The sequence below is a fragment of the Staphylococcus sp. MZ3 genome, from assembly GCF_018622755.1.
In the GTDB taxonomy this organism is placed as follows: Bacteria; Bacillota; Bacilli; order Staphylococcales; family Staphylococcaceae; genus Staphylococcus; species Staphylococcus aureus.
This window is the reverse complement of the sequence record NZ_CP076026.1, coordinates 2,283,488-2,301,123: the sequence shown is the minus strand read 5'-3', so window position 1 is coordinate 2,301,123 and position 17,636 is coordinate 2,283,488. Positions and strand designations below refer to the sequence as shown.

At 34.8% G+C, this 17,636-nt stretch carries 30 protein-coding genes; 25 read left to right on the top strand and 5 right to left on the bottom strand.

The genetic code is table 11. The features are described from left to right. Positions 1–68 precede the first annotated feature (68 nt). Together mspA and KI230_RS11345 are read right to left on the bottom strand one after the other, a co-directional pair. Positions 69–386: a membrane stabilizing protein MspA gene (gene mspA, locus KI230_RS11350; RefSeq protein WP_001161085.1), complete on the bottom strand. Its 318-nt coding sequence runs from the start codon at positions 384–386 to the stop codon at positions 69–71. 244 nt (positions 387–630) lie between these two features. Continuing rightward, positions 631–795 carry an SE1832 family protein gene (locus KI230_RS11345; RefSeq protein WP_000051206.1) on the bottom strand — a complete coding sequence of 55 codons (165 nt, stop codon included), beginning with the start codon at positions 793–795 and terminating at the stop codon, positions 631–633. Between the two features lie 132 nt (positions 796–927). Here KI230_RS11345 and KI230_RS11340 point away from each other — a divergent pair, with 132 nt between their 5' ends. Further along, the gene (locus KI230_RS11340) at positions 928–1,836 is read left to right on the top strand and encodes an AEC family transporter (protein ID WP_000139188.1); all 909 of its coding nucleotides are present in this window, start codon (positions 928–930) and stop codon (positions 1,834–1,836) included. A gap of 170 nt (positions 1,837–2,006) precedes the next feature. Further along, positions 2,007–2,138: a hypothetical protein gene (locus KI230_RS11335; protein WP_001789121.1), complete on the top strand. Its 132-nt coding sequence runs from the start codon at positions 2,007–2,009 to the stop codon at positions 2,136–2,138. Positions 2,139–2,254: 116 nt separating this feature from the next. On the opposite strand, the gene KI230_RS11330 is transcribed toward KI230_RS11335, so the two are convergent. Both KI230_RS11330 and KI230_RS11325 read right to left on the bottom strand, forming a co-directional pair. After that, a complete protein-coding gene (locus tag KI230_RS11330) occupies positions 2,255–3,118 on the bottom strand; it encodes a GRP family sugar transporter (protein ID WP_001159898.1) in 864 nt (287 codons plus the stop codon). Between the two features lie 180 nt (positions 3,119–3,298). Continuing rightward, a complete protein-coding gene (locus tag KI230_RS11325; protein WP_000029536.1) occupies positions 3,299–4,186 on the bottom strand; it encodes a GNAT family N-acetyltransferase in 888 nt (295 codons plus the stop codon). A gap of 65 nt (positions 4,187–4,251) precedes the next feature. Here KI230_RS11325 and KI230_RS11320 point away from each other — a divergent pair, with 65 nt between their 5' ends. The 3 genes from KI230_RS11320 to stgP all read left to right on the top strand — a co-directional run bounded on the left by KI230_RS11320 (position 4,252) and on the right by stgP (position 7,955). Continuing rightward, positions 4,252–4,347 carry a hypothetical protein gene (locus KI230_RS11320; RefSeq protein WP_001790553.1) on the top strand — a complete coding sequence of 32 codons (96 nt, stop codon included), beginning with the start codon at positions 4,252–4,254 and terminating at the stop codon, positions 4,345–4,347. A gap of 25 nt (positions 4,348–4,372) precedes the next feature. Beyond that, positions 4,373–6,508, top strand: coding sequence for a DNA topoisomerase III (locus KI230_RS11315; protein ID WP_214958271.1), 2,136 nt, complete (start codon positions 4,373–4,375; stop codon positions 6,506–6,508). Positions 6,509–6,620: 112 nt separating this feature from the next. After that, entirely contained in the window at positions 6,621–7,955 is a 1,335-nt protein-coding gene (gene stgP / locus KI230_RS11310) for a 6-thioguanine permease StgP (protein WP_000800700.1), read from the top strand. 191 nt (positions 7,956–8,146) lie between these two features. Here stgP and KI230_RS11305 read toward each other — a convergent pair whose 3' ends face one another. Next, the gene (locus KI230_RS11305) at positions 8,147–8,536 is read right to left on the bottom strand and encodes a hypothetical protein (protein WP_000788441.1); all 390 of its coding nucleotides are present in this window, start codon (positions 8,534–8,536) and stop codon (positions 8,147–8,149) included. 356 nt (positions 8,537–8,892) lie between these two features. Here KI230_RS11305 and rpsJ point away from each other — a divergent pair, with 356 nt between their 5' ends. From rpsJ to rpmD, 20 genes are all read left to right on the top strand, one after another. Continuing rightward, positions 8,893–9,201 carry a 30S ribosomal protein S10 gene (gene rpsJ / locus KI230_RS11300; protein ID WP_001118667.1) on the top strand — a complete coding sequence of 103 codons (309 nt, stop codon included), beginning with the start codon at positions 8,893–8,895 and terminating at the stop codon, positions 9,199–9,201. Between the two features lie 27 nt (positions 9,202–9,228). Beyond that, a complete protein-coding gene (gene rplC, locus KI230_RS11295; protein WP_000160212.1) occupies positions 9,229–9,891 on the top strand; it encodes a 50S ribosomal protein L3 in 663 nt (220 codons plus the stop codon). A 26-nt stretch (positions 9,892–9,917) separates the two neighbouring features. Continuing rightward, positions 9,918–10,541 (top strand): 50S ribosomal protein L4, encoded by a 624-nt coding sequence (gene rplD / locus KI230_RS11290; protein WP_000024827.1) that lies wholly within the window; start codon positions 9,918–9,920, stop codon positions 10,539–10,541. Further along, positions 10,541–10,816, top strand: a complete 276-nt coding sequence (rplW, locus tag KI230_RS11285) for a 50S ribosomal protein L23 (protein WP_000388082.1) — start codon at positions 10,541–10,543, stop codon at positions 10,814–10,816. The genes rplD and rplW overlap by 1 nt, the downstream gene beginning before the upstream one ends. A gap of 32 nt (positions 10,817–10,848) precedes the next feature. Next, positions 10,849–11,682 carry a 50S ribosomal protein L2 gene (gene rplB, locus KI230_RS11280; RefSeq protein ID WP_214958270.1) on the top strand — a complete coding sequence of 278 codons (834 nt, stop codon included), beginning with the start codon at positions 10,849–10,851 and terminating at the stop codon, positions 11,680–11,682. Positions 11,683–11,748: 66 nt separating this feature from the next. Then, positions 11,749–12,027: a 30S ribosomal protein S19 gene (rpsS, locus tag KI230_RS11275; protein ID WP_000124353.1), complete on the top strand. Its 279-nt coding sequence runs from the start codon at positions 11,749–11,751 to the stop codon at positions 12,025–12,027. Positions 12,028–12,055: 28 nt separating this feature from the next. Continuing rightward, positions 12,056–12,409, top strand: a complete 354-nt coding sequence (rplV, locus tag KI230_RS11270) for a 50S ribosomal protein L22 (RefSeq protein ID WP_000387527.1) — start codon at positions 12,056–12,058, stop codon at positions 12,407–12,409. A 23-nt stretch (positions 12,410–12,432) separates the two neighbouring features. Then, positions 12,433–13,086 carry a 30S ribosomal protein S3 gene (rpsC, locus tag KI230_RS11265; RefSeq protein WP_000529877.1) on the top strand — a complete coding sequence of 218 codons (654 nt, stop codon included), beginning with the start codon at positions 12,433–12,435 and terminating at the stop codon, positions 13,084–13,086. Between the two features lie 2 nt (positions 13,087–13,088). Then, entirely contained in the window at positions 13,089–13,523 is a 435-nt protein-coding gene (rplP, locus tag KI230_RS11260) for a 50S ribosomal protein L16 (protein ID WP_000926310.1), read from the top strand. Beyond that, entirely contained in the window at positions 13,513–13,722 is a 210-nt protein-coding gene (gene rpmC, locus KI230_RS11255) for a 50S ribosomal protein L29 (protein WP_000644737.1), read from the top strand. Before rplP ends, rpmC begins: the two co-directional genes overlap by 11 nt. Before the next feature lie 23 nt (positions 13,723–13,745). Next, complete coding sequence (rpsQ, locus tag KI230_RS11250) at positions 13,746–14,009, top strand: 30S ribosomal protein S17 (RefSeq protein ID WP_000004086.1); 264 nt, start codon at positions 13,746–13,748, stop codon at positions 14,007–14,009. Positions 14,010–14,040: 31 nt separating this feature from the next. After that, positions 14,041–14,409: a 50S ribosomal protein L14 gene (gene rplN / locus KI230_RS11245; RefSeq protein WP_000615921.1), complete on the top strand. Its 369-nt coding sequence runs from the start codon at positions 14,041–14,043 to the stop codon at positions 14,407–14,409. Between the two features lie 35 nt (positions 14,410–14,444). Next, positions 14,445–14,762, top strand: coding sequence for a 50S ribosomal protein L24 (gene rplX / locus KI230_RS11240; RefSeq protein WP_053520914.1), 318 nt, complete (start codon positions 14,445–14,447; stop codon positions 14,760–14,762). Between the two features lie 26 nt (positions 14,763–14,788). Then, a complete protein-coding gene (gene rplE, locus KI230_RS11235; protein WP_001080824.1) occupies positions 14,789–15,328 on the top strand; it encodes a 50S ribosomal protein L5 in 540 nt (179 codons plus the stop codon). A gap of 22 nt (positions 15,329–15,350) precedes the next feature. Further along, positions 15,351–15,536, top strand: coding sequence for a type Z 30S ribosomal protein S14 (locus KI230_RS11230; RefSeq protein ID WP_001140799.1), 186 nt, complete (start codon positions 15,351–15,353; stop codon positions 15,534–15,536). Between the two features lie 31 nt (positions 15,537–15,567). Then, positions 15,568–15,966, top strand: coding sequence for a 30S ribosomal protein S8 (gene rpsH / locus KI230_RS11225; RefSeq protein WP_000178881.1), 399 nt, complete (start codon positions 15,568–15,570; stop codon positions 15,964–15,966). A gap of 24 nt (positions 15,967–15,990) precedes the next feature. Beyond that, complete coding sequence (gene rplF / locus KI230_RS11220) at positions 15,991–16,527, top strand: 50S ribosomal protein L6 (protein WP_000091975.1); 537 nt, start codon at positions 15,991–15,993, stop codon at positions 16,525–16,527. 30 nt (positions 16,528–16,557) lie between these two features. Continuing rightward, positions 16,558–16,917, top strand: coding sequence for a 50S ribosomal protein L18 (gene rplR, locus KI230_RS11215; RefSeq protein WP_000623878.1), 360 nt, complete (start codon positions 16,558–16,560; stop codon positions 16,915–16,917). Between the two features lie 20 nt (positions 16,918–16,937). Continuing rightward, entirely contained in the window at positions 16,938–17,438 is a 501-nt protein-coding gene (gene rpsE / locus KI230_RS11210) for a 30S ribosomal protein S5 (protein ID WP_045178396.1), read from the top strand. A gap of 16 nt (positions 17,439–17,454) precedes the next feature. Beyond that, on the top strand, positions 17,455–17,634 hold the full coding sequence (rpmD, locus tag KI230_RS11205; RefSeq protein ID WP_001096577.1) for a 50S ribosomal protein L30: 180 nt from the start codon (positions 17,455–17,457) through the stop codon (positions 17,632–17,634). Positions 17,635–17,636 lie beyond the last annotated feature (2 nt).

Here is a 17,636-nt window from a genome sequence, read left to right as displayed (position 1 = left end):
GGCATTCAACATGTAATCCGATAATAAAATAAGGTTGCAATTATGTTATTGCATATTTTGTTTATTACTTAGAATAATACGATGGTTAAGATGAAATATATGACAAAGATAAATAATGACATTAAATTCAAGATGTTTACGCCTTTTAGATCTTTTTTAAGCATTTTAAATCCTGTCACTTCGACATTACCGACTAAGAGTAATAAGACGATAAATACCCACCAATTCTCTTTTGGAAAACTCATCGTCGTTAATGCTAAGACGAATAATAACAACACACCCATAATAATTCTCAAAATGCGAGTAAATACAACTTCCATTTTAAAAATACTAATAAAACTAACAATTAGATAAAGTATTGCTAGTAAAATCAGATAAAATTGCATATGATAACTTCCTCTCCGTTTCAAAGGGTTCATGTAGTACAGCAGCGTAGAAAACATAAATAGCAGTGTTGGGATAGATATGCGTGTATGTTGTTAATGAAACACTAAATCATAACACGACAACATCTTGTGATTCTAGATGTAATTGAGCGAAAAATGAAGCAATTCATCAATATAACGTATTCAGAGCAATGCTAGTCAAATTTATGTAACAAAAAGCATTTATTGCTTGAATGATAGATTATTAATCTTGCATTTGAGCACGAACGTTTCTAATTTCATTTTCAATATCTTTAAGTTGACGAACAAGTGCGGAAGTATCTAAATTCAAAGATTCCCGTTTTTCTATGTCACCTTGAAGACGAACATAATCATATTTAAGTTCGGCTAGTTGGTTTTCTAAAGACATACTATAACACTCCTTTGAAATATAATTAAGTGCATTTAATGTAGATTATAGCATGAAACAGTAGACTTCTAAAATATCTGTGGAGTATGTTAAAGTTATAAATTATGAAGATTATTGAAAGAAGGGATAACAGTGACAGAACAATTTACTATGATTATTTTATTAATTGCGCTTGGTTACTTTTTGAAGCGCATTAATTTTATAAAAGCAACAGATAGTCAAGTCATTGCTACATTAGTTCTTAATGTCACACTCCCATCTTTAGTTATTGTGAATTTAAACAGTGCAGAATTAAAATTGTCATTCTCCATTTTACCAATTTTAATGATTATATATGGTATTGTGGCGAAAATGATTGCTGTCTGGTTTTTTAGAAAATATGATAATCACATGCGTGGATCAGTAGGTATGATGACTGGTGCTATGAATATTGGATTGTTTGCATATCCACTAATTGAAGTGATATGGCCTAAAACGGGACTTATTTATTTTGTTATGGCTGATATAGGTGGTGCCTTTGTGATGTTTGGAATTACTTACTTTGTAGGTAGCTACTTTAGTGAAGGTAGTGATCAATTCGATTTTAAATATTTAGGTAAGAAATTATTACAATCAGTGCCACTCGTTACATACATTGTAATGTTTATATTGAATATAAGTCACATCCATTTACCACATGTGGCAATCGATTTCTTTAGCATACTTTCCCATGCAAATATGCCGTTATCAATGATTTTGCTAGGTGTCATGTTGAATTTTACTCTGGAAAGAAAGTATATACCTGCTACTATTAAATATTTATGTTTGCATTATGGATTAGCATTAGTTGCGGGATTGTTAGTATATGTGTTGTTACCAGTATCAGATGATATGATTAAGACGACATTGTTGGTCACTTGGATGTTCCCGGTAGGTGTTGCAATTATTTCTTATGGTATTCAGTTTAAATATCGAACACTGCCATTTATAGGTATGACGACCAATTTGACAATCATTATTAGTATCATTATTTTGTACGTGTATCAGGCAGTGTTTGTCTAGTTTACACATTTGAAAATAAAATCCATTTTAGTATTCGTAGAAAATGAGAGCCCCCTTTACCACAATATGTAAATGTATATTGTGAAAAGGGGGCTTTTATTTATGACATAGTTGTTCAACTCATACATTCAAGTTGATAATGCAGTGCGTTATGCAGCTATCCACTTCATATGTATGGCGCATACTTGATATATGAATATCATCAAGATTTTAAAAGTATCGCTAATTTTAAAGTCTTAAAACGCATGATTAATGTCATGATGTGTTATTGCGTTTTGTTTTTAGAGCCACGTATTTCCTAGGACATATAGAGGAACATTCAACGTAAAATTCCCGAAAATTAATTTTAATCATTCTATAAGTGAATGGTTATTTTCAGAAGTGATTACATTTTTACGTTACATGAGTATTTAACTTTCTATTTCAAATTACCTAGAATTATAGCAGCTATCACGATAATAATAATACCTGCCCAAATACCCGTCATCTGACGACGATCTTTTCTTTCTCCTAAAATGAAAATACCGCCTAAGGTTGAAACGATAACAAGTAACTGTGATAATGAGAAACTTGTAGCTACACCAACTTTTGGTTGAGAATAGAACATGAACAAGTTACCAATTCCCCAAATCACACCTGGCAATAGATTAAGTGCTGTTGATTTAAGTGATGTTTTATGATTCATGGATAGGATAAAGCCACCAATTGCCATACCGACAGATTGGAAGAACAATGCATCAGTTCCACCAACACCAAAGATGTCACCAAGTACAACGAAACCTACATATCCAACTGTAGATACAATTAAAATACCCATTGCTTTTTTAAATTCAGGATTATCTGATTGACGTTCATTTTTAGCTTTAAGTGAAGTAAGTGCTACACCAGTAACTAATAATATCATGGCGATTAAACCAAAGATAATTTGAGTCATTGAAGACCATTCACCTAAAAAGATAACGCTGAATAATGTTGTACCAACTAATTGCATACCTGTAGAAACTGGCATAGTATTTGATACACCGATTAAACTAATAGATTTAAGCTGATTCGCTTGTCCAAACGCCCATAATGCACCAGAAATAAGACCGACAATAATTACAGTAGGATTATTGAATTTTGCGAAACCAGTAATAAGTAAACCTAATCCAACAATGAGTGCGCCTAGCGTCGTACCACGAATTTGGTTGTAAGGTCCACCGCCGACGAACACATTAATAAGAACGACACTTCCCCAGAATAAAGCAGGTAAAAGTGCGATTAAGAAATCAAGAAATTGCAAGACTACTCACTCTCCTATACTATTTATGCAAGTGCTCCCCTTAATTGACACTTGCATGTTATTGTAAAGCATTCTGCCCTAATAGTAAAAAACAACTACTTATAATTTTCAATATTTACAAAAAGTAGAAAAACCCACAATACATGCTAATGATGTACTGTAGGGTATTTGCTTGGTGTTTTATTCAGGGATTGTTTGATCTTTTACGTTACGTGATTCGAATTTGAATTTAATGTACTCATAGTTGATATGGAAACCTAGACCATTAAATCGTTCGATGAGTTTATTATTTTTATTACGAATTTTAAAATAAACTTTTCTAATATCAAAATTATCAAAAGCATATTGCAATGCATACGCAAGCAACTCGAAAGCGATACCTTTCAAACGGTAATCTACATGAGAACTGAAGTATTTAATCTCGGCGATTGACTGTTGTGAATCAATTTCAAGGTATAAATAACCTTTAAGTAAACCTTCGCTAACAAATAAAAACAAATGATGATGGTCGTCTAAACTATCAATGATATCTTGTGGTGACTGTGCCTGATATTTAAATGTAGTTGTGTGTAATTTGCTGAAAGCACGATAAAACCCTTTGTGATAAGGAATGATATTTGGTTGGTGCATATCTTCTTCTAATCTTGTACGGGCTTCTATGTAATAGTCAGTGAAGTTATAACTTGCTTGAATAACTTTCATTAATGGTTTGTATTGTTGAATGCCTTCTTCAAAAGAAAAGTTAAAGACGGCATCGTCAGGTTGGTTCGAAGTCATTGCTTTAAATAGCGTTTCAAACGTATCGACAGATAATACATAATTGTCAGCCACGAAAGGGCCTATGACTTTGAATTTATTTTTATCGTATGCAAAAGACAATATGATTGCTTTGATTGAATCGTTTTCTTTAATCGAAAATACACCAGGTGATTCAATCGCATCGGTTATTAATACATCTATTTCATTGTACTGTTGAGGAAGTTTATATAAGTATGATGCTGATTCATAATTCGAATGTTCAATGAACGATTTTATTTGTGTAATATCATATAACTGAACTATGCTCATGTCATTACCTCCGTACTTTTTGTTACTTTTATTATATAGTATTTCAACTGAAATGAAAGTTAATAGTGATATTAACATGTTACAATACATTTAACACATCATTTGCAATCATTGAATTTAAATCAAAGATTAGTGGAATAGATGAAGCACGTTCGAAATAAAAGAACGTATGAGAAAGGATAATTTATGAAATCTTTAATATTAGCTGAAAAACCATCAGTCGCAAGAGATATTGCTGATGCTTTACAAATAAATCAGAAGCGTAATGGTTACTTTGAAAATAACCAATATATTGTCACGTGGGCGTTAGGTCATCTAGTGACAAATGCGACACCTGAACAATACGATAAAAATTTAAAGGAATGGCGATTAGAAGACTTTCCAATTATACCTAAATATATGAAAACTGTTGTTATTGGTAAAACAAGCAAACAATTTAAAACAGTAAAAGCGTTAATTTTAGATAATAAAGTGAAAGATATTATTATTGCAACAGATGCTGGACGAGAAGGTGAACTAGTTGCAAGATTGATTTTGGATAAAGTTGGTAACAAAAAGCCAATCCGTCGATTATGGATTAGCTCAGTTACTAAAAAAGCTATTCAACAAGGTTTTAAAAATTTAAAAGACGGTCGTCAATATAACGATTTGTATTATGCAGCGTTAGCGAGAAGTGAGGCAGATTGGATTGTTGGGATTAATGCAACGCGTGCACTAACAACAAAGTATGATGCACAGCTATCCCTGGGACGTGTTCAGACACCAACGATTCAATTAGTAAATACACGACAACAAGAGATTAATCAGTTCAAACCACAACAATACTTTACATTATCATTAACGGTAAAAGGGTTTGATTTTCAGCTAGAATCAAATCAGCGATATACCAATAAAGAAACTTTAGAACAGATGGTTAATAATTTGAAAAATGTCGATGGTAAGATTAAATCTGTTGCTACTAAACATAAGAAGTCGTATCCGCAATCACTGTACAATTTAACAGATTTACAACAAGATATGTATAGACGTTATAAAATTGGACCTAAAGAAACATTGAATACACTTCAAAGCTTATATGAGAGACATAAAGTCGTAACCTATCCAAGAACAGATTCAAACTATTTAACAACTGATATGGTAGATACTATGAAAGAACGTATTCAGGCGACGATGGCAACAACATATAAAGACCAAGCACGCCCATTAATGTCTAAAACATTTTCATCAAAAATGTCGATATTTAATAATCAAAAAGTATCTGATCACCATGCAATTATTCCTACAGAAGTGAGACCTGTCATGTCAGACTTAAGTAATAGAGAATTAAAGTTATACGATATGATTGTCGAGCGTTTTTTAGAAGCTTTAATGCCTCCGCACGAGTATGACGCGATAACTGTAACTTTAGAGGTTGCAGGGCACACATTTGTTTTGAAAGAGAATGTAACAACTGTTTTAGGTTTTAAATCTATTAGACAAGGTGAATCTATTACAGAGATGCAACAGCCTTTTTCAGAAGGCGATGAAGTGAAGATTTCAAAAACAAATATTAGAGAACATGAAACAACACCTCCAGAATATTTTAATGAAGGTTCGTTATTAAAAGCGATGGAGAACCCTCAGAACTTTATTCAATTGAAGGATAAAAAATATGCGCAAACTTTAAAACAAACAGGTGGTATCGGCACAGTTGCAACAAGGGCCGACATTATCGATAAATTATTTAATATGAATGCCATTGAATCAAGAGACGGTAAAATTAAAGTAACGTCAAAAGGTAAACAAATATTAGAATTAGCACCAGAAGAATTAACGTCGCCACTTTTAACTGCACAATGGGAAGAAAAATTACTTTTAATTGAACGTGGTAAATATCAGGCGAAAACATTCATTAATGAAATGAAAGATTTTACGAAAGATGTTGTAAATGGGATTAAAAATAGTGATCGTAAATATAAACACGATAATTTAACAACCACAGAATGCCCAACGTGTGGTAAATTCATGATTAAAGTTAAAACTAAAAATGGTCAGATGCTTGTGTGCCAAGATCCATCTTGTAAGACGAAAAAGAATGTACAGCGCAAAACAAATGCAAGATGTCCAAACTGTAAAAAGAAATTAACGTTGTTTGGTAAAGGGAAAGAAGCGGTATATCGTTGTGTTTGTGGACATTCTGAAACGCAAGCACATATGGATCAGCGTATGAAGTCTAAATCCTCTGGTAAAGTATCTCGTAAAGAAATGAAAAAGTATATGAATAAAAATGAAGGTTTAGACAATAATCCGTTTAAAGATGCATTAAAGAACTTGAATTTATAGATAAAATCGAACAAAGTTGAATCAGAAAAACGAAAAGTTCGCTTTTGGTATTGTTTTTTATTAAGAATGATATTAAACTATTAAGGTATTTTAAAAAAAGGAGCATCCATTCGTGAAAAACTATTTCCAGTTCGATAAATATGGAACAAACTTTAAAAGAGAAATCTTAGGCGGTATCACAACTTTCTTATCTATGGCCTATATTTTAGCAGTTAACCCGCAAGTTTTAAGTTTAGCAGGTGTTAAAGGCGTATCAGAAGATATGAAAATGGACCAAGGTGCCATTTTTGTAGCGACTGCATTAGCAGCATTTGTAGGCTCGCTATTCATGGGGCTAATAGCTAAATATCCAATTGCGTTAGCACCAGGTATGGGATTAAATGCATTCTTTGCATTTACTGTTGTGTTAACCATGGGTATTCCTTGGCAAGTTGGTTTAACAGGCGTTTTATTCTCAGGTATATTCTTTGCGATATTAACCGTCACAGGGTTTAGGGAAGTTATTATTAATGCAATTCCTTATCAAATGAAGATGGCTGTTTCAGCAGGTATAGGATTATTCATTACATTTGTAGGTTTACAAAGTTCGGGTATTATAGTTAAAAATGAATCTACATTAGTAACATTGGGACATTTAACTGATCCACCAGTACTTTTAGCGATATTCGGTATCGTTATTACAGTTATTTTATATGCAATTAAATTGCCGGGTTCTATCTTTATCGGTATGATCATCACAGCAATCGTTGGTATGTTCACTGGATTGATTCAAATGCCATCTGGTATTGTAGGTAAGATTCCAAGTATTGAACCAACGTTCGGTGCTGCATTTGAAGCGTTTAAAGACCCAAGTCAATTATTAACGATACAGTTCTTAATTGTTATTTTAACGTTCTTATTTATTGATTTCTTTGATACAGCTGGTACATTAGTAGCTGTTGCTACTCAAGCAGGTATTATGAAAGATAATAAATTACCAAGAGCTGGTAGAGCATTGTTCTCAGATTCTTTAGCTACGATTGTAGGATCAGTTTTTGGAACAACTACAACAACTTCTTATATCGAATCAACTTCAGGTGTTGCTGTAGGTGCTAGAACAGGATTTGCTAGTATCGTAACAGGTTGTTGTTTCCTATTAGCGCTGTTCTTTAGTCCGTTAATCGCTGTTGTAACAAGTGCAGTTACGACACCAGCTTTAGTGGTGGTAGGTGTATTAATGGCTGCAAACTTTGCTGAAATAAACTGGAAAAGTTTTGAAGTTGCAGTGCCAGCATTCATTACAATTATTATGATGCCTTTATCATATTCAATTGCAACTGGTATTGCGTGTGGATTTATTTTCTATCCAATTACAATGCTTATCTCTAAAAAACATAAAGAAGTACATCCGATAATGTATGTATTAATGGTACTATTCATTTTGTACTTCATATTTGTTCATGGTTAAATCCAGACACAAAAAACGACTGCCAATGATTGGTAGTCGTTTTTTTCTTTGAAGTAAGGATAAAATAAGTAGCGAAATAACATAAAGCAATATTATGAATGTCTTTAAATATCCGATATAAATATACTTCTTTTAAAATTGTTGGACGTGTTTCTTCTATATTATATACCTAATTAAAAAGGTTTTAAGAATTATTCTCTATGTCCATCTTTGTATTGTGTGTAAATGACACGAGCATTTTTATTAGGTATATAGGTTGGCGCTGATAATACAACTAGGACAAATAGAATCATTAGGAAAAATAAAATCCAATGAATCAAAATTCCTAAGAAGGGGATGATAGCTAAAAAACTACCTACTATACCAAATATTGGAATAATCGCTATAGGTCTAATCGCATTTTGTCTATTCACTAATAATATAATAGTAAGAATTAGATAAAGTAATGCATTAAAGATTAAAGGCTGCCATCCAAAACTTAAAATAAACGTTGCACCTAAAAAAGGAATGCCATAGAAAAACTCACAAAGTATTAAAAAGATACCTATAAGTGCTAAAGATAATTTTGGTCCATTTTTCATATTCATTCACCACCGTTCTTATGACTAATTATATAGAATAATTTTCAATGATAATAATAAAATGATTCAAGGTACGAATTTACAATAAAGAAGGAAATAAAAAATATCTCGAAAATAGTTGAACTGACTAAGTATATAAAGTAAAATATAAAAGTATGTGTTAGACAGATAGAAAAATTATGTGAAAAGCCTTGATTTATCGATGTTTTTCGTGTAATATAACTAACGTTGGACTTTAAGAAAAGCGATGAAGCGAAAGGTTACTGACACACCCGGCCGCTTTGCCATGGCGCTGTGTAAGATAGTTTTCGTGGAGAAGTCTATCACTAAATGTAGACGAATAAGGAGGGAAAATTATGGCAAAACAAAAAATCAGAATCAGATTAAAAGCTTATGATCACCGCGTGATTGATCAATCAGCAGAGAAGATTGTAGAAACAGCGAAACGTTCTGGTGCAGATGTTTCTGGACCAATTCCGTTACCAACTGAGAAATCAGTTTACACAATCATCCGTGCCGTGCATAAGTATAAAGATTCACGTGAACAATTCGAACAACGTACACACAAACGTTTAATCGATATTGTAAACCCAACACCAAAAACAGTTGACGCTTTAATGGGCTTAAACTTACCATCTGGTGTAGACATCGAAATCAAATTATAATAGACAATTTTAGGAGGTGGACTTTCGATGACCAAAGGAATCTTAGGAAGAAAAATTGGGATGACACAAGTATTCGGAGAAAACGGTGAATTAATCCCTGTAACAGTAGTAGAAGCTAAAGAAAATGTTGTATTACAAAAGAAAACTGTAGAAGTTGATGGATACAACGCAATCCAAGTTGGATTTGAAGACAAAAAAGCATACAAAAAAGATGCAAAATCTAATAAATATGCTAACAAACCAGCTGAAGGTCACGCTAAAAAAGCTGACGCAGCACCTAAGCGCTTCATTCGTGAATTCCGCAATGTAGACGTGGATGCTTACGAAGTAGGTCAAGAAGTCTCAGTAGATACTTTTGTAGCTGGCGACGTTATTGACGTAACAGGCGTATCAAAAGGTAAAGGTTTCCAAGGTGCAATTAAACGCCACGGACAATCTCGTGGACCTATGTCACACGGTTCTCATTTCCACAGAGCACCAGGTTCTGTAGGTATGGCTTCAGATGCTTCTAGAGTATTTAAAGGCCAAAAAATGCCAGGACGTATGGGTGGAAACACTGTAACTGTTCAAAACTTAGAAGTAGTTCAAGTTGACACAGAAAACAAAGTTATCTTAGTAAAAGGTAACGTACCTGGACCTAAAAAAGGTTTAGTAGAAATCAGAACTTCAATTAAAAAAGGTAATAAATAATAAGAAGTGAAAGGAGGAAATGCATAATGGCTAATTATGATGTTTTAAAATTAGACGGAACTAAATCAGGTTCAATCGAATTAAGCGATGCAGTATTCGGTATTGAGCCAAATAATAGCGTTTTATTCGAAGCTATTAATTTACAACGTGCTTCATTACGTCAAGGTACGCATGCTGTTAAGAATCGTTCAGCAGTAAGCGGTGGCGGACGTAAACCATGGAAGCAAAAAGGAACAGGTCGTGCTCGTCAAGGTACAATCCGTGCTCCACAATGGCGTGGCGGTGGTATCGTATTCGGACCAACTCCAAGAAGTTATGCATACAAAATGCCTAAGAAAATGCGTCGTTTAGCTTTACGCTCAGCATTATCTTTCAAAGCTCAAGAGAATGGCTTAACTGTAGTTGACGCATTCAACTTCGAAGCTCCAAAAACTAAAGAATTCAAAAATGTATTATCTACATTAGAACAACCTAAAAAAGTATTAGTAGTTACTGAAAACGAAGATGTAAATGTTGAATTATCAGCACGCAACATCCCTGGCGTTCAAGTGACAACTGCTCAAGGTTTAAATGTTTTAGATATCACTAATGCTGACAGCTTAGTAATTACTGAAGCTGCTGCTAAAAAAGTTGAGGAGGTGCTCGGATAATGGAAGCAAGAGATATTCTTAAGCGCCCCGTAATCACTGAGAAATCTTCTGAAGCAATGGCTGAAGACAAATACACTTTCGACGTTGATACTCGTGTTAACAAAACACAAGTAAAAATGGCTGTTGAAGAAATCTTCAACGTAAAAGTTGCAAGTGTTAATATCATGAATTACAAACCTAAGAAAAAACGTATGGGCCGTTACCAAGGCTATACAAACAAAAGAAGAAAAGCGATTGTAACTCTTAAAGAAGGATCAATCGACTTATTTAACTAATAAAACAATTACCATTAAGGAGGTAAGCGACAATGGCTATTAAAAAGTATAAGCCAATAACAAATGGTCGTCGTAATATGACTTCGTTAGATTTCGCAGAAATCACGAAAACTACACCTGAAAAGTCATTATTAAAACCGCTACCGAAAAAAGCGGGACGTAACAACCAAGGTAAATTGACTGTAAGACACCATGGTGGTGGACACAAACGTCAATACCGTGTTATCGATTTCAAACGTAACAAAGATGGTATCAATGCAAAAGTTGATTCTATTCAATATGATCCAAACCGCTCAGCAAACATCGCTTTAGTTGTATATGCAGACGGTGAAAAACGATATATCATTGCTCCTAAAGGATTAGAAGTAGGTCAAATCGTTGAAAGTGGTGCTGAAGCTGACATCAAAGTTGGTAACGCATTACCATTACAAAACATTCCAGTTGGTACAGTAGTACACAACATCGAGCTTAAACCTGGTAAAGGTGGACAAATCGCTCGTTCAGCTGGTGCAAGTGCTCAAGTACTTGGTAAAGAAGGTAAATACGTATTAATCAGATTAAGATCTGGTGAAGTTCGTATGATCTTATCTACTTGCCGTGCTACAATCGGTCAAGTTGGTAACCTACAACACGAATTAGTTAACGTTGGTAAAGCCGGACGTTCAAGATGGAAAGGTATCCGTCCAACAGTTCGTGGTTCTGTAATGAACCCTAACGATCACCCACACGGTGGTGGTGAAGGTCGTGCTCCTATCGGTAGACCATCTCCAATGTCACCATGGGGTAAATCTACGCTTGGTAAGAAAACTCGTCGTGGTAAAAAATCATCAGACAAACTTATCGTTCGTGGACGTAAGAAAAAATAATATAATCAACTTATTTGGGTGTGCGGCTTAAAGCTGCACGCACATAATAAGAAGGGAGGCGCCCAAATGGCTCGTAGTATTAAAAAAGGACCTTTCGTCGATGAGCATTTAATGAAAAAAGTTGAAGCTCAAGAAGGAAGCGAAAAGAAACAAGTAATCAAAACATGGTCACGTCGTTCTACAATTTTCCCTAATTTCATCGGACATACTTTTGCAGTATACGACGGACGTAAACACGTACCTGTATATGTAACTGAAGATATGGTAGGTCATAAATTAGGTGAGTTTGCTCCTACTCGTACATTCAAAGGACACGTTGCAGACGACAAGAAAACAAGAAGATAATATCTATTAAGTAGAGGAGGACATCCTAATGGAAGCAAAAGCGGTTGCTAGAACAATAAGAATCGCACCTCGTAAAGTAAGACTAGTTCTTGACTTAATCAGAGGTAAAAATGCTGCTGAAGCTATTGCAATTTTAAAATTAACAAACAAAGCTTCATCACCAGTAATTGAAAAAGTATTAATGTCCGCTTTAGCTAATGCTGAACATAACTATGACATGAACACAGATGAATTAGTAGTTAAAGAAGCATATGCTAACGAAGGACCAACATTAAAACGTTTCCGTCCACGTGCGCAAGGTCGTGCAAGTGCGATTAACAAACGTACAAGCCACATTACAATCGTCGTAAGTGACGGTAAAGAAGAAGCTAAAGAAGCTTAATTAACTTTTAAGGAGGGAATACTGTGGGTCAAAAAATTAATCCAATCGGACTTCGTGTTGGTATTATCCGTGATTGGGAAGCTAAATGGTATGCTGAAAAAGACTTCGCTTCACTTTTACACGAAGATTTAAAAATCCGTAAATTTATTGATAATGAATTAAAAGAAGCATCAGTTTCTCACGTAGAGATTGAACGTGCTGCAAACCGTATCAACATTGCAATTCATACTGGTAAACCTGGTATGGTAATTGGTAAAGGCGGTTCAGAAATCGAAAAATTACGCAACAAATTAAATGCGTTAACTGATAAAAAAGTACACATCAACGTAATTGAAATCAAAAAAGTTGATCTTGACGCTCGTTTAGTAGCTGAAAACATCGCACGTCAATTAGAAAACCGTGCTTCATTCCGTCGTGTACAAAAACAAGCAATCACTAGAGCTATGAAACTTGGTGCTAAAGGTATCAAAACTCAAGTATCTGGTCGTTTAGGCGGAGCTGACATCGCTCGTGCTGAACAATATTCAGAAGGAACTGTTCCACTTCATACGTTACGTGCTGACATCGATTATGCACACGCTGAAGCTGACACTACTTACGGTAAATTAGGCGTTAAAGTATGGATCTATCGTGGAGAAGTTCTTCCTACTAAGAACACTAGTGGAGGAGGAAAATAATAATGTTACTACCAAAACGTGTAAAATATCGTCGTCAACATCGTCCTAAAACAACTGGTCGTTCTAAAGGCGGTAACTACGTAACATTTGGTGAGTTTGGTTTACAAGCTACAACAACGTCTTGGATCACATCTCGTCAAATCGAATCTGCTCGTATAGCAATGACACGTTACATGAAACGTGGCGGGAAAGTTTGGATTAAAATCTTCCCACATACACCATATACTAAAAAACCTTTAGAAGTACGTATGGGTGCTGGTAAAGGTGCGGTTGAAGGCTGGATCGCAGTTGTTAAACCAGGTAGAATTTTATTCGAAGTTGCTGGCGTTTCTGAAGAAGTTGCGCGTGAAGCACTACGTTTAGCAAGTCACAAACTTCCAGTAAAAACTAAGTTTGTAAAACGTGAGGAATTGGGTGGTGAAACAAATGAAAGCTAAGGAAATTAGAGACTTAACCACTTCAGAAATCGAAGAACAAATCAAATCTTCAAAAGAAGAGCTTTTTAACCTACGCTTTCAGTTAGCTACAGGTCAATTAGAAGAAACTGCACGTATTCGTACAGTAAGAAAAACGATTGCACGTCTAAAAACTGTTGCTCGTGAAAGAGAAATTGAACAAAGTAAGGCTAATCAATAATTAAGTAAGAGGAGGTTACAAAAGTGAGCGAAAGAAACGATCGTAAAGTTTATGTAGGTAAAGTTGTTTCAGACAAAATGGACAAGACTATTACAGTACTTGTTGAAACTTACAAAACACACAAATTATACGGTAAACGAGTAAAATACTCTAAAAAATACAAAACTCATGATGAAAACAATTCAGCTAAATTAGGAGACATTGTTAAAATTCAAGAAACTCGTCCTTTATCAGCAACAAAACGTTTTCGTTTAGTAGAGATTGTTGAAGAGTCAGTAATTATTTAATACAAGTTTAGAGATAAGGGAGGTTTAACTAATGATCCAACAAGAAACACGCTTGAAAGTAGCAGACAACTCTGGTGCTCGTGAAGTTCTTACAATCAAAGTATTAGGTGGATCTGGTCGTAAAACAGCAAACATCGGCGATGTTATCGTATGTACTGTTAAAAATGCAACACCAGGTGGCGTTGTTAAAAAAGGTGACGTTGTCAAAGCTGTAATCGTACGTACTAAGTCAGGTGTTCGTCGTAATGACGGTTCATACATCAAATTTGATGAAAATGCATGTGTTATCATCCGTGATGACAAAGGCCCACGTGGTACTCGTATCTTCGGACCTGTTGCTCGTGAATTACGTGAAGGTAACTTCATGAAAATCGTATCATTAGCACCAGAAGTACTTTAATTAATAACAACCAATACAAATAAGGAGGTGCCCACATGCATATCAAAAAAGGTGACAAAGTTAAAGTTATCGCAGGTAAAGACAAAGGTAAAGAAGGTAAAGTAATTGCTACTCTACCTAAAAAAGACCGTGTCGTTGTGGAAGGTGTTAACATTATGAAAAAACACCAAAAACCAACTCAATTAAATCCTGAAGGTGGAATCTTAGAAACAGAGGCAGCAATCCATGTTTCTAATGTACAATTATTGGACCCTAAAACAAACGAACCAACTCGTGTAGGTTACAAATTTGTTGATGGTAAAAAAGTTCGTATCGCTAAAAAATCTGGCGAAGAAATTAAATCTAATAATTAATAACAAGTTGAAAGGAGGATCCCACTTTGAACCGTTTAAAAGAAAAGTTTAACACTGAAGTTACTGAAAACTTAATGAAAAAATTCAATTATAGTTCAGTAATGGAAGTACCAAAAATAGATAAAATCGTTGTGAACATGGGTGTAGGTGACGCAGTACAAAATTCTAAAGTATTAGACAATGCTGTTGAAGAATTAGAATTGATCACTGGTCAAAAACCATTAGTAACTAAAGCTAAAAAATCAATCGCGACTTTCCGTTTACGTGAAGGTATGCCAATCGGTGCGAAAGTAACACTTCGCGGTGAAAGAATGTATGAATTCTTAGACAAATTAATTTCAGTATCATTACCACGTGTACGTGACTTCCAAGGTGTTTCTAAAAAAGCATTTGACGGACGCGGTAACTACACTTTAGGTGTTAAAGAACAATTAATTTTCCCAGAAATCGACTATGATAAAGTAAGTAAAGTTAGAGGAATGGATATTGTTATCGTAACGACTGCTAACACTGATGAAGAAGCTCGTGAATTGTTAGCTAACTTCGGTATGCCATTCCGTAAATAATTATTTAAAGGAGGCTAATTAAGTGGCTAAAACTTCAATGGTTGCTAAGCAACAAAAAAAACAAAAATATGCAGTTCGTGAATACACTCGTTGTGAACGTTGTGGCCGTCCACATTCTGTATATCGTAAATTTAAATTATGCCGTATTTGTTTCCGTGAATTAGCTTACAAAGGCCAAATCCCTGGCGTTCGTAAAGCTAGCTGGTAATAAAAAAGAGTCTGAAAGGAGGCAACAATCAATGACAATGACAGATCCAATCGCAGATATGCTTACTCGTGTAAGAAACGCAAACATGGTGCGTCACGAGAAGTTAGAATTACCTGCATCAAATATTAAAAAAGAAATTGCTGAAATCTTAAAGAGTGAAGGTTTCATTAAAAATGTTGAATACGTAGAAGATGATAAACAAGGTGTACTTCGTTTATTCTTAAAATATGGTCAAAACGATGAGCGTGTTATCACAGGATTAAAACGTATTTCAAAACCAGGTTTACGTGTTTATGCAAAAGCTAGCGAAATGCCTAAAGTATTAAATGGTTTAGGTATTGCATTAGTATCAACTTCTGAAGGTGTAATCACTGACAAAGAAGCAAGAAAACGTAATGTTGGTGGAGAAATTATCGCATACGTTTGGTAATAAAAAATAAGGAGGTGCCATAACATGAGTCGTGTTGGTAAGAAAATTATTGACATCCCTAGTGACGTAACAGTAACTTTTGATGGAAATCATGTAACTGTTAAAGGTCCTAAAGGTGAATTATCAAGAACTTTAAATGAAAGAATGACATTCAAACAAGAAGAAAACACAATTGAAGTTGTAAGACCATCTGATTCTAAAGAAGATAGAACAAACCATGGTACAACTCGTGCTTTATTAAACAATATGGTACAAGGTGTTTCTCAAGGATACGTAAAAGTACTTGAACTTGTTGGTGTAGGTTACCGTGCTCAAATGCAAGGTAAAGACTTAATCCTTAACGTTGGTTATTCTCACCCAGTAGAAATTAAAGCTGAAGAAAACATTACTTTCTCAGTTGAGAAAAACACAGTCGTTAAAGTTGAAGGTATTTCAAAAGAACAAGTTGGAGCATTAGCATCTAACATCCGTTCAGTAAGACCTCCAGAGCCTTACAAAGGTAAAGGTATTCGTTACCAAGGTGAATACGTTCGCCGTAAAGAAGGTAAAACTGGTAAATAATAGATAAACTCTAAAGAAAGGAGTATTGAAATGATCAGTAAAATTGATAAAAATAAAGTGCGTTTAAAAAGACATGCTCGTGTTCGTACTAACTTATCAGGTACAGCTGAAAAGCCACGTTTAAACGTATATCGTTCAAACAAGCATATCTACGCTCAAATTATTGATGATAATAAAGGCGTAACATTAGCTCAAGCTTCTTCAAAAGACAGCGACATTGCTACTAAAGCAACTAAAGTTGAATTAGCAACTAAAGTCGGTGAAGCAATTGCTAAAAAAGCTGCTGACAAAGGCATTAAAGAAATCGTATTTGACCGTGGAGGATATTTATATCACGGACGTGTTAAAGCATTAGCTGAAGCAGCAAGAGAAAGCGGATTAGAATTTTAATTTAAAGGAGGGACAAATACATGGCTCGTAGAGAAGAAGAGACGAAAGAATTTGAAGAACGCGTTGTTACAATCAACCGTGTAGCAAAAGTTGTAAAAGGTGGTCGTCGTTTCCGTTTCACTGCATTAGTTGTAGTTGGAGACAAAAATGGTCGTGTAGGTTTCGGTACTGGTAAAGCTCAAGAGGTACCAGAAGCAATCAAAAAAGCTGTTGAAGCAGCTAAAAAAGATTTAGTAGTTGTTCCACGTGTTGACGGTACAACTCCACACACAATTACTGGCCGTTACGGTTCAGGAAGCGTATTTATGAAACCGGCTGCACCTGGTACAGGAGTTATCGCTGGTGGTCCTGTTCGTGCCGTACTTGAATTAGCAGGTATCACTGATATCTTAAGTAAATCATTAGGATCAAACACACCAATCAACATGGTTCGTGCTACAATCGATGGTTTACAAAACCTTAAAAATGCTGAAGATGTTGCGAAATTACGTGGCAAAACAGTAGAAGAATTATACAATTAAGGAGGGAAAACTAGTTATGGCTAAATTACAAATTACCCTCACTCGTAGTGTTATTGGTCGTCCTGAAACACAACGTAAAACTGTTGAAGCTTTAGGTCTTAAAAAGACTAACAGTTCAGTAGTTGTTGAAGATAACCCTGCTATTCGTGGGCAAATCAACAAAGTTAAGCACTTAGTAACAGTAGAAGAAAAATAATC

Bases quoted from the DNA above. Each gene is read 5' to 3' on its own strand.
- rplR (WP_000623878.1), top strand. From the start codon at position 16,558: ATGATCAGTAAAATTGATAAAAATAAAGTGCGTTTAAAAAGACATGCT.
- rplC (WP_000160212.1), top strand. From the start codon at position 9,229: ATGACCAAAGGAATCTTAGGAAGAAAAATTGGGATGACACAAGTATTC.
- rplF (WP_000091975.1), top strand. From the start codon at position 15,991: ATGAGTCGTGTTGGTAAGAAAATTATTGACATCCCTAGTGACGTAACA.
- KI230_RS11305 (WP_000788441.1), bottom strand. From the start codon at position 8,536: ATGAAAAATGGACCAAAATTATCTTTAGCACTTATAGGTATCTTTTTA.
- rplV (WP_000387527.1), top strand. From the start codon at position 12,056: ATGGAAGCAAAAGCGGTTGCTAGAACAATAAGAATCGCACCTCGTAAA.
- KI230_RS11325 (WP_000029536.1), bottom strand. From the start codon at position 4,186: ATGAGCATAGTTCAGTTATATGATATTACACAAATAAAATCGTTCATT.
- KI230_RS11315 (WP_214958271.1), top strand. From the start codon at position 4,373: ATGAAATCTTTAATATTAGCTGAAAAACCATCAGTCGCAAGAGATATT.
- mspA (WP_001161085.1), bottom strand. From the start codon at position 386: ATGCAATTTTATCTGATTTTACTAGCAATACTTTATCTAATTGTTAGT.
- rplN (WP_000615921.1), top strand. From the start codon at position 14,041: ATGATCCAACAAGAAACACGCTTGAAAGTAGCAGACAACTCTGGTGCT.
- rpsJ (WP_001118667.1), top strand. From the start codon at position 8,893: ATGGCAAAACAAAAAATCAGAATCAGATTAAAAGCTTATGATCACCGC.
- rplX (WP_053520914.1), top strand. From the start codon at position 14,445: ATGCATATCAAAAAAGGTGACAAAGTTAAAGTTATCGCAGGTAAAGAC.
- KI230_RS11345 (WP_000051206.1), bottom strand. From the start codon at position 795: ATGTCTTTAGAAAACCAACTAGCCGAACTTAAATATGATTATGTTCGT.
- rpsS (WP_000124353.1), top strand. From the start codon at position 11,749: ATGGCTCGTAGTATTAAAAAAGGACCTTTCGTCGATGAGCATTTAATG.
- rpmC (WP_000644737.1), top strand. From the start codon at position 13,513: ATGAAAGCTAAGGAAATTAGAGACTTAACCACTTCAGAAATCGAAGAA.
- rpmD (WP_001096577.1), top strand. From the start codon at position 17,455: ATGGCTAAATTACAAATTACCCTCACTCGTAGTGTTATTGGTCGTCCT.
- rpsE (WP_045178396.1), top strand. From the start codon at position 16,938: ATGGCTCGTAGAGAAGAAGAGACGAAAGAATTTGAAGAACGCGTTGTT.
- rplD (WP_000024827.1), top strand. From the start codon at position 9,918: ATGGCTAATTATGATGTTTTAAAATTAGACGGAACTAAATCAGGTTCA.
- KI230_RS11335 (WP_001789121.1), top strand. From the start codon at position 2,007: ATGTATGGCGCATACTTGATATATGAATATCATCAAGATTTTAAAAGT.
- rplB (WP_214958270.1), top strand. From the start codon at position 10,849: ATGGCTATTAAAAAGTATAAGCCAATAACAAATGGTCGTCGTAATATG.
- rpsH (WP_000178881.1), top strand. From the start codon at position 15,568: ATGACAATGACAGATCCAATCGCAGATATGCTTACTCGTGTAAGAAAC.
- rplP (WP_000926310.1), top strand. From the start codon at position 13,089: ATGTTACTACCAAAACGTGTAAAATATCGTCGTCAACATCGTCCTAAA.
- rplW (WP_000388082.1), top strand. From the start codon at position 10,541: ATGGAAGCAAGAGATATTCTTAAGCGCCCCGTAATCACTGAGAAATCT.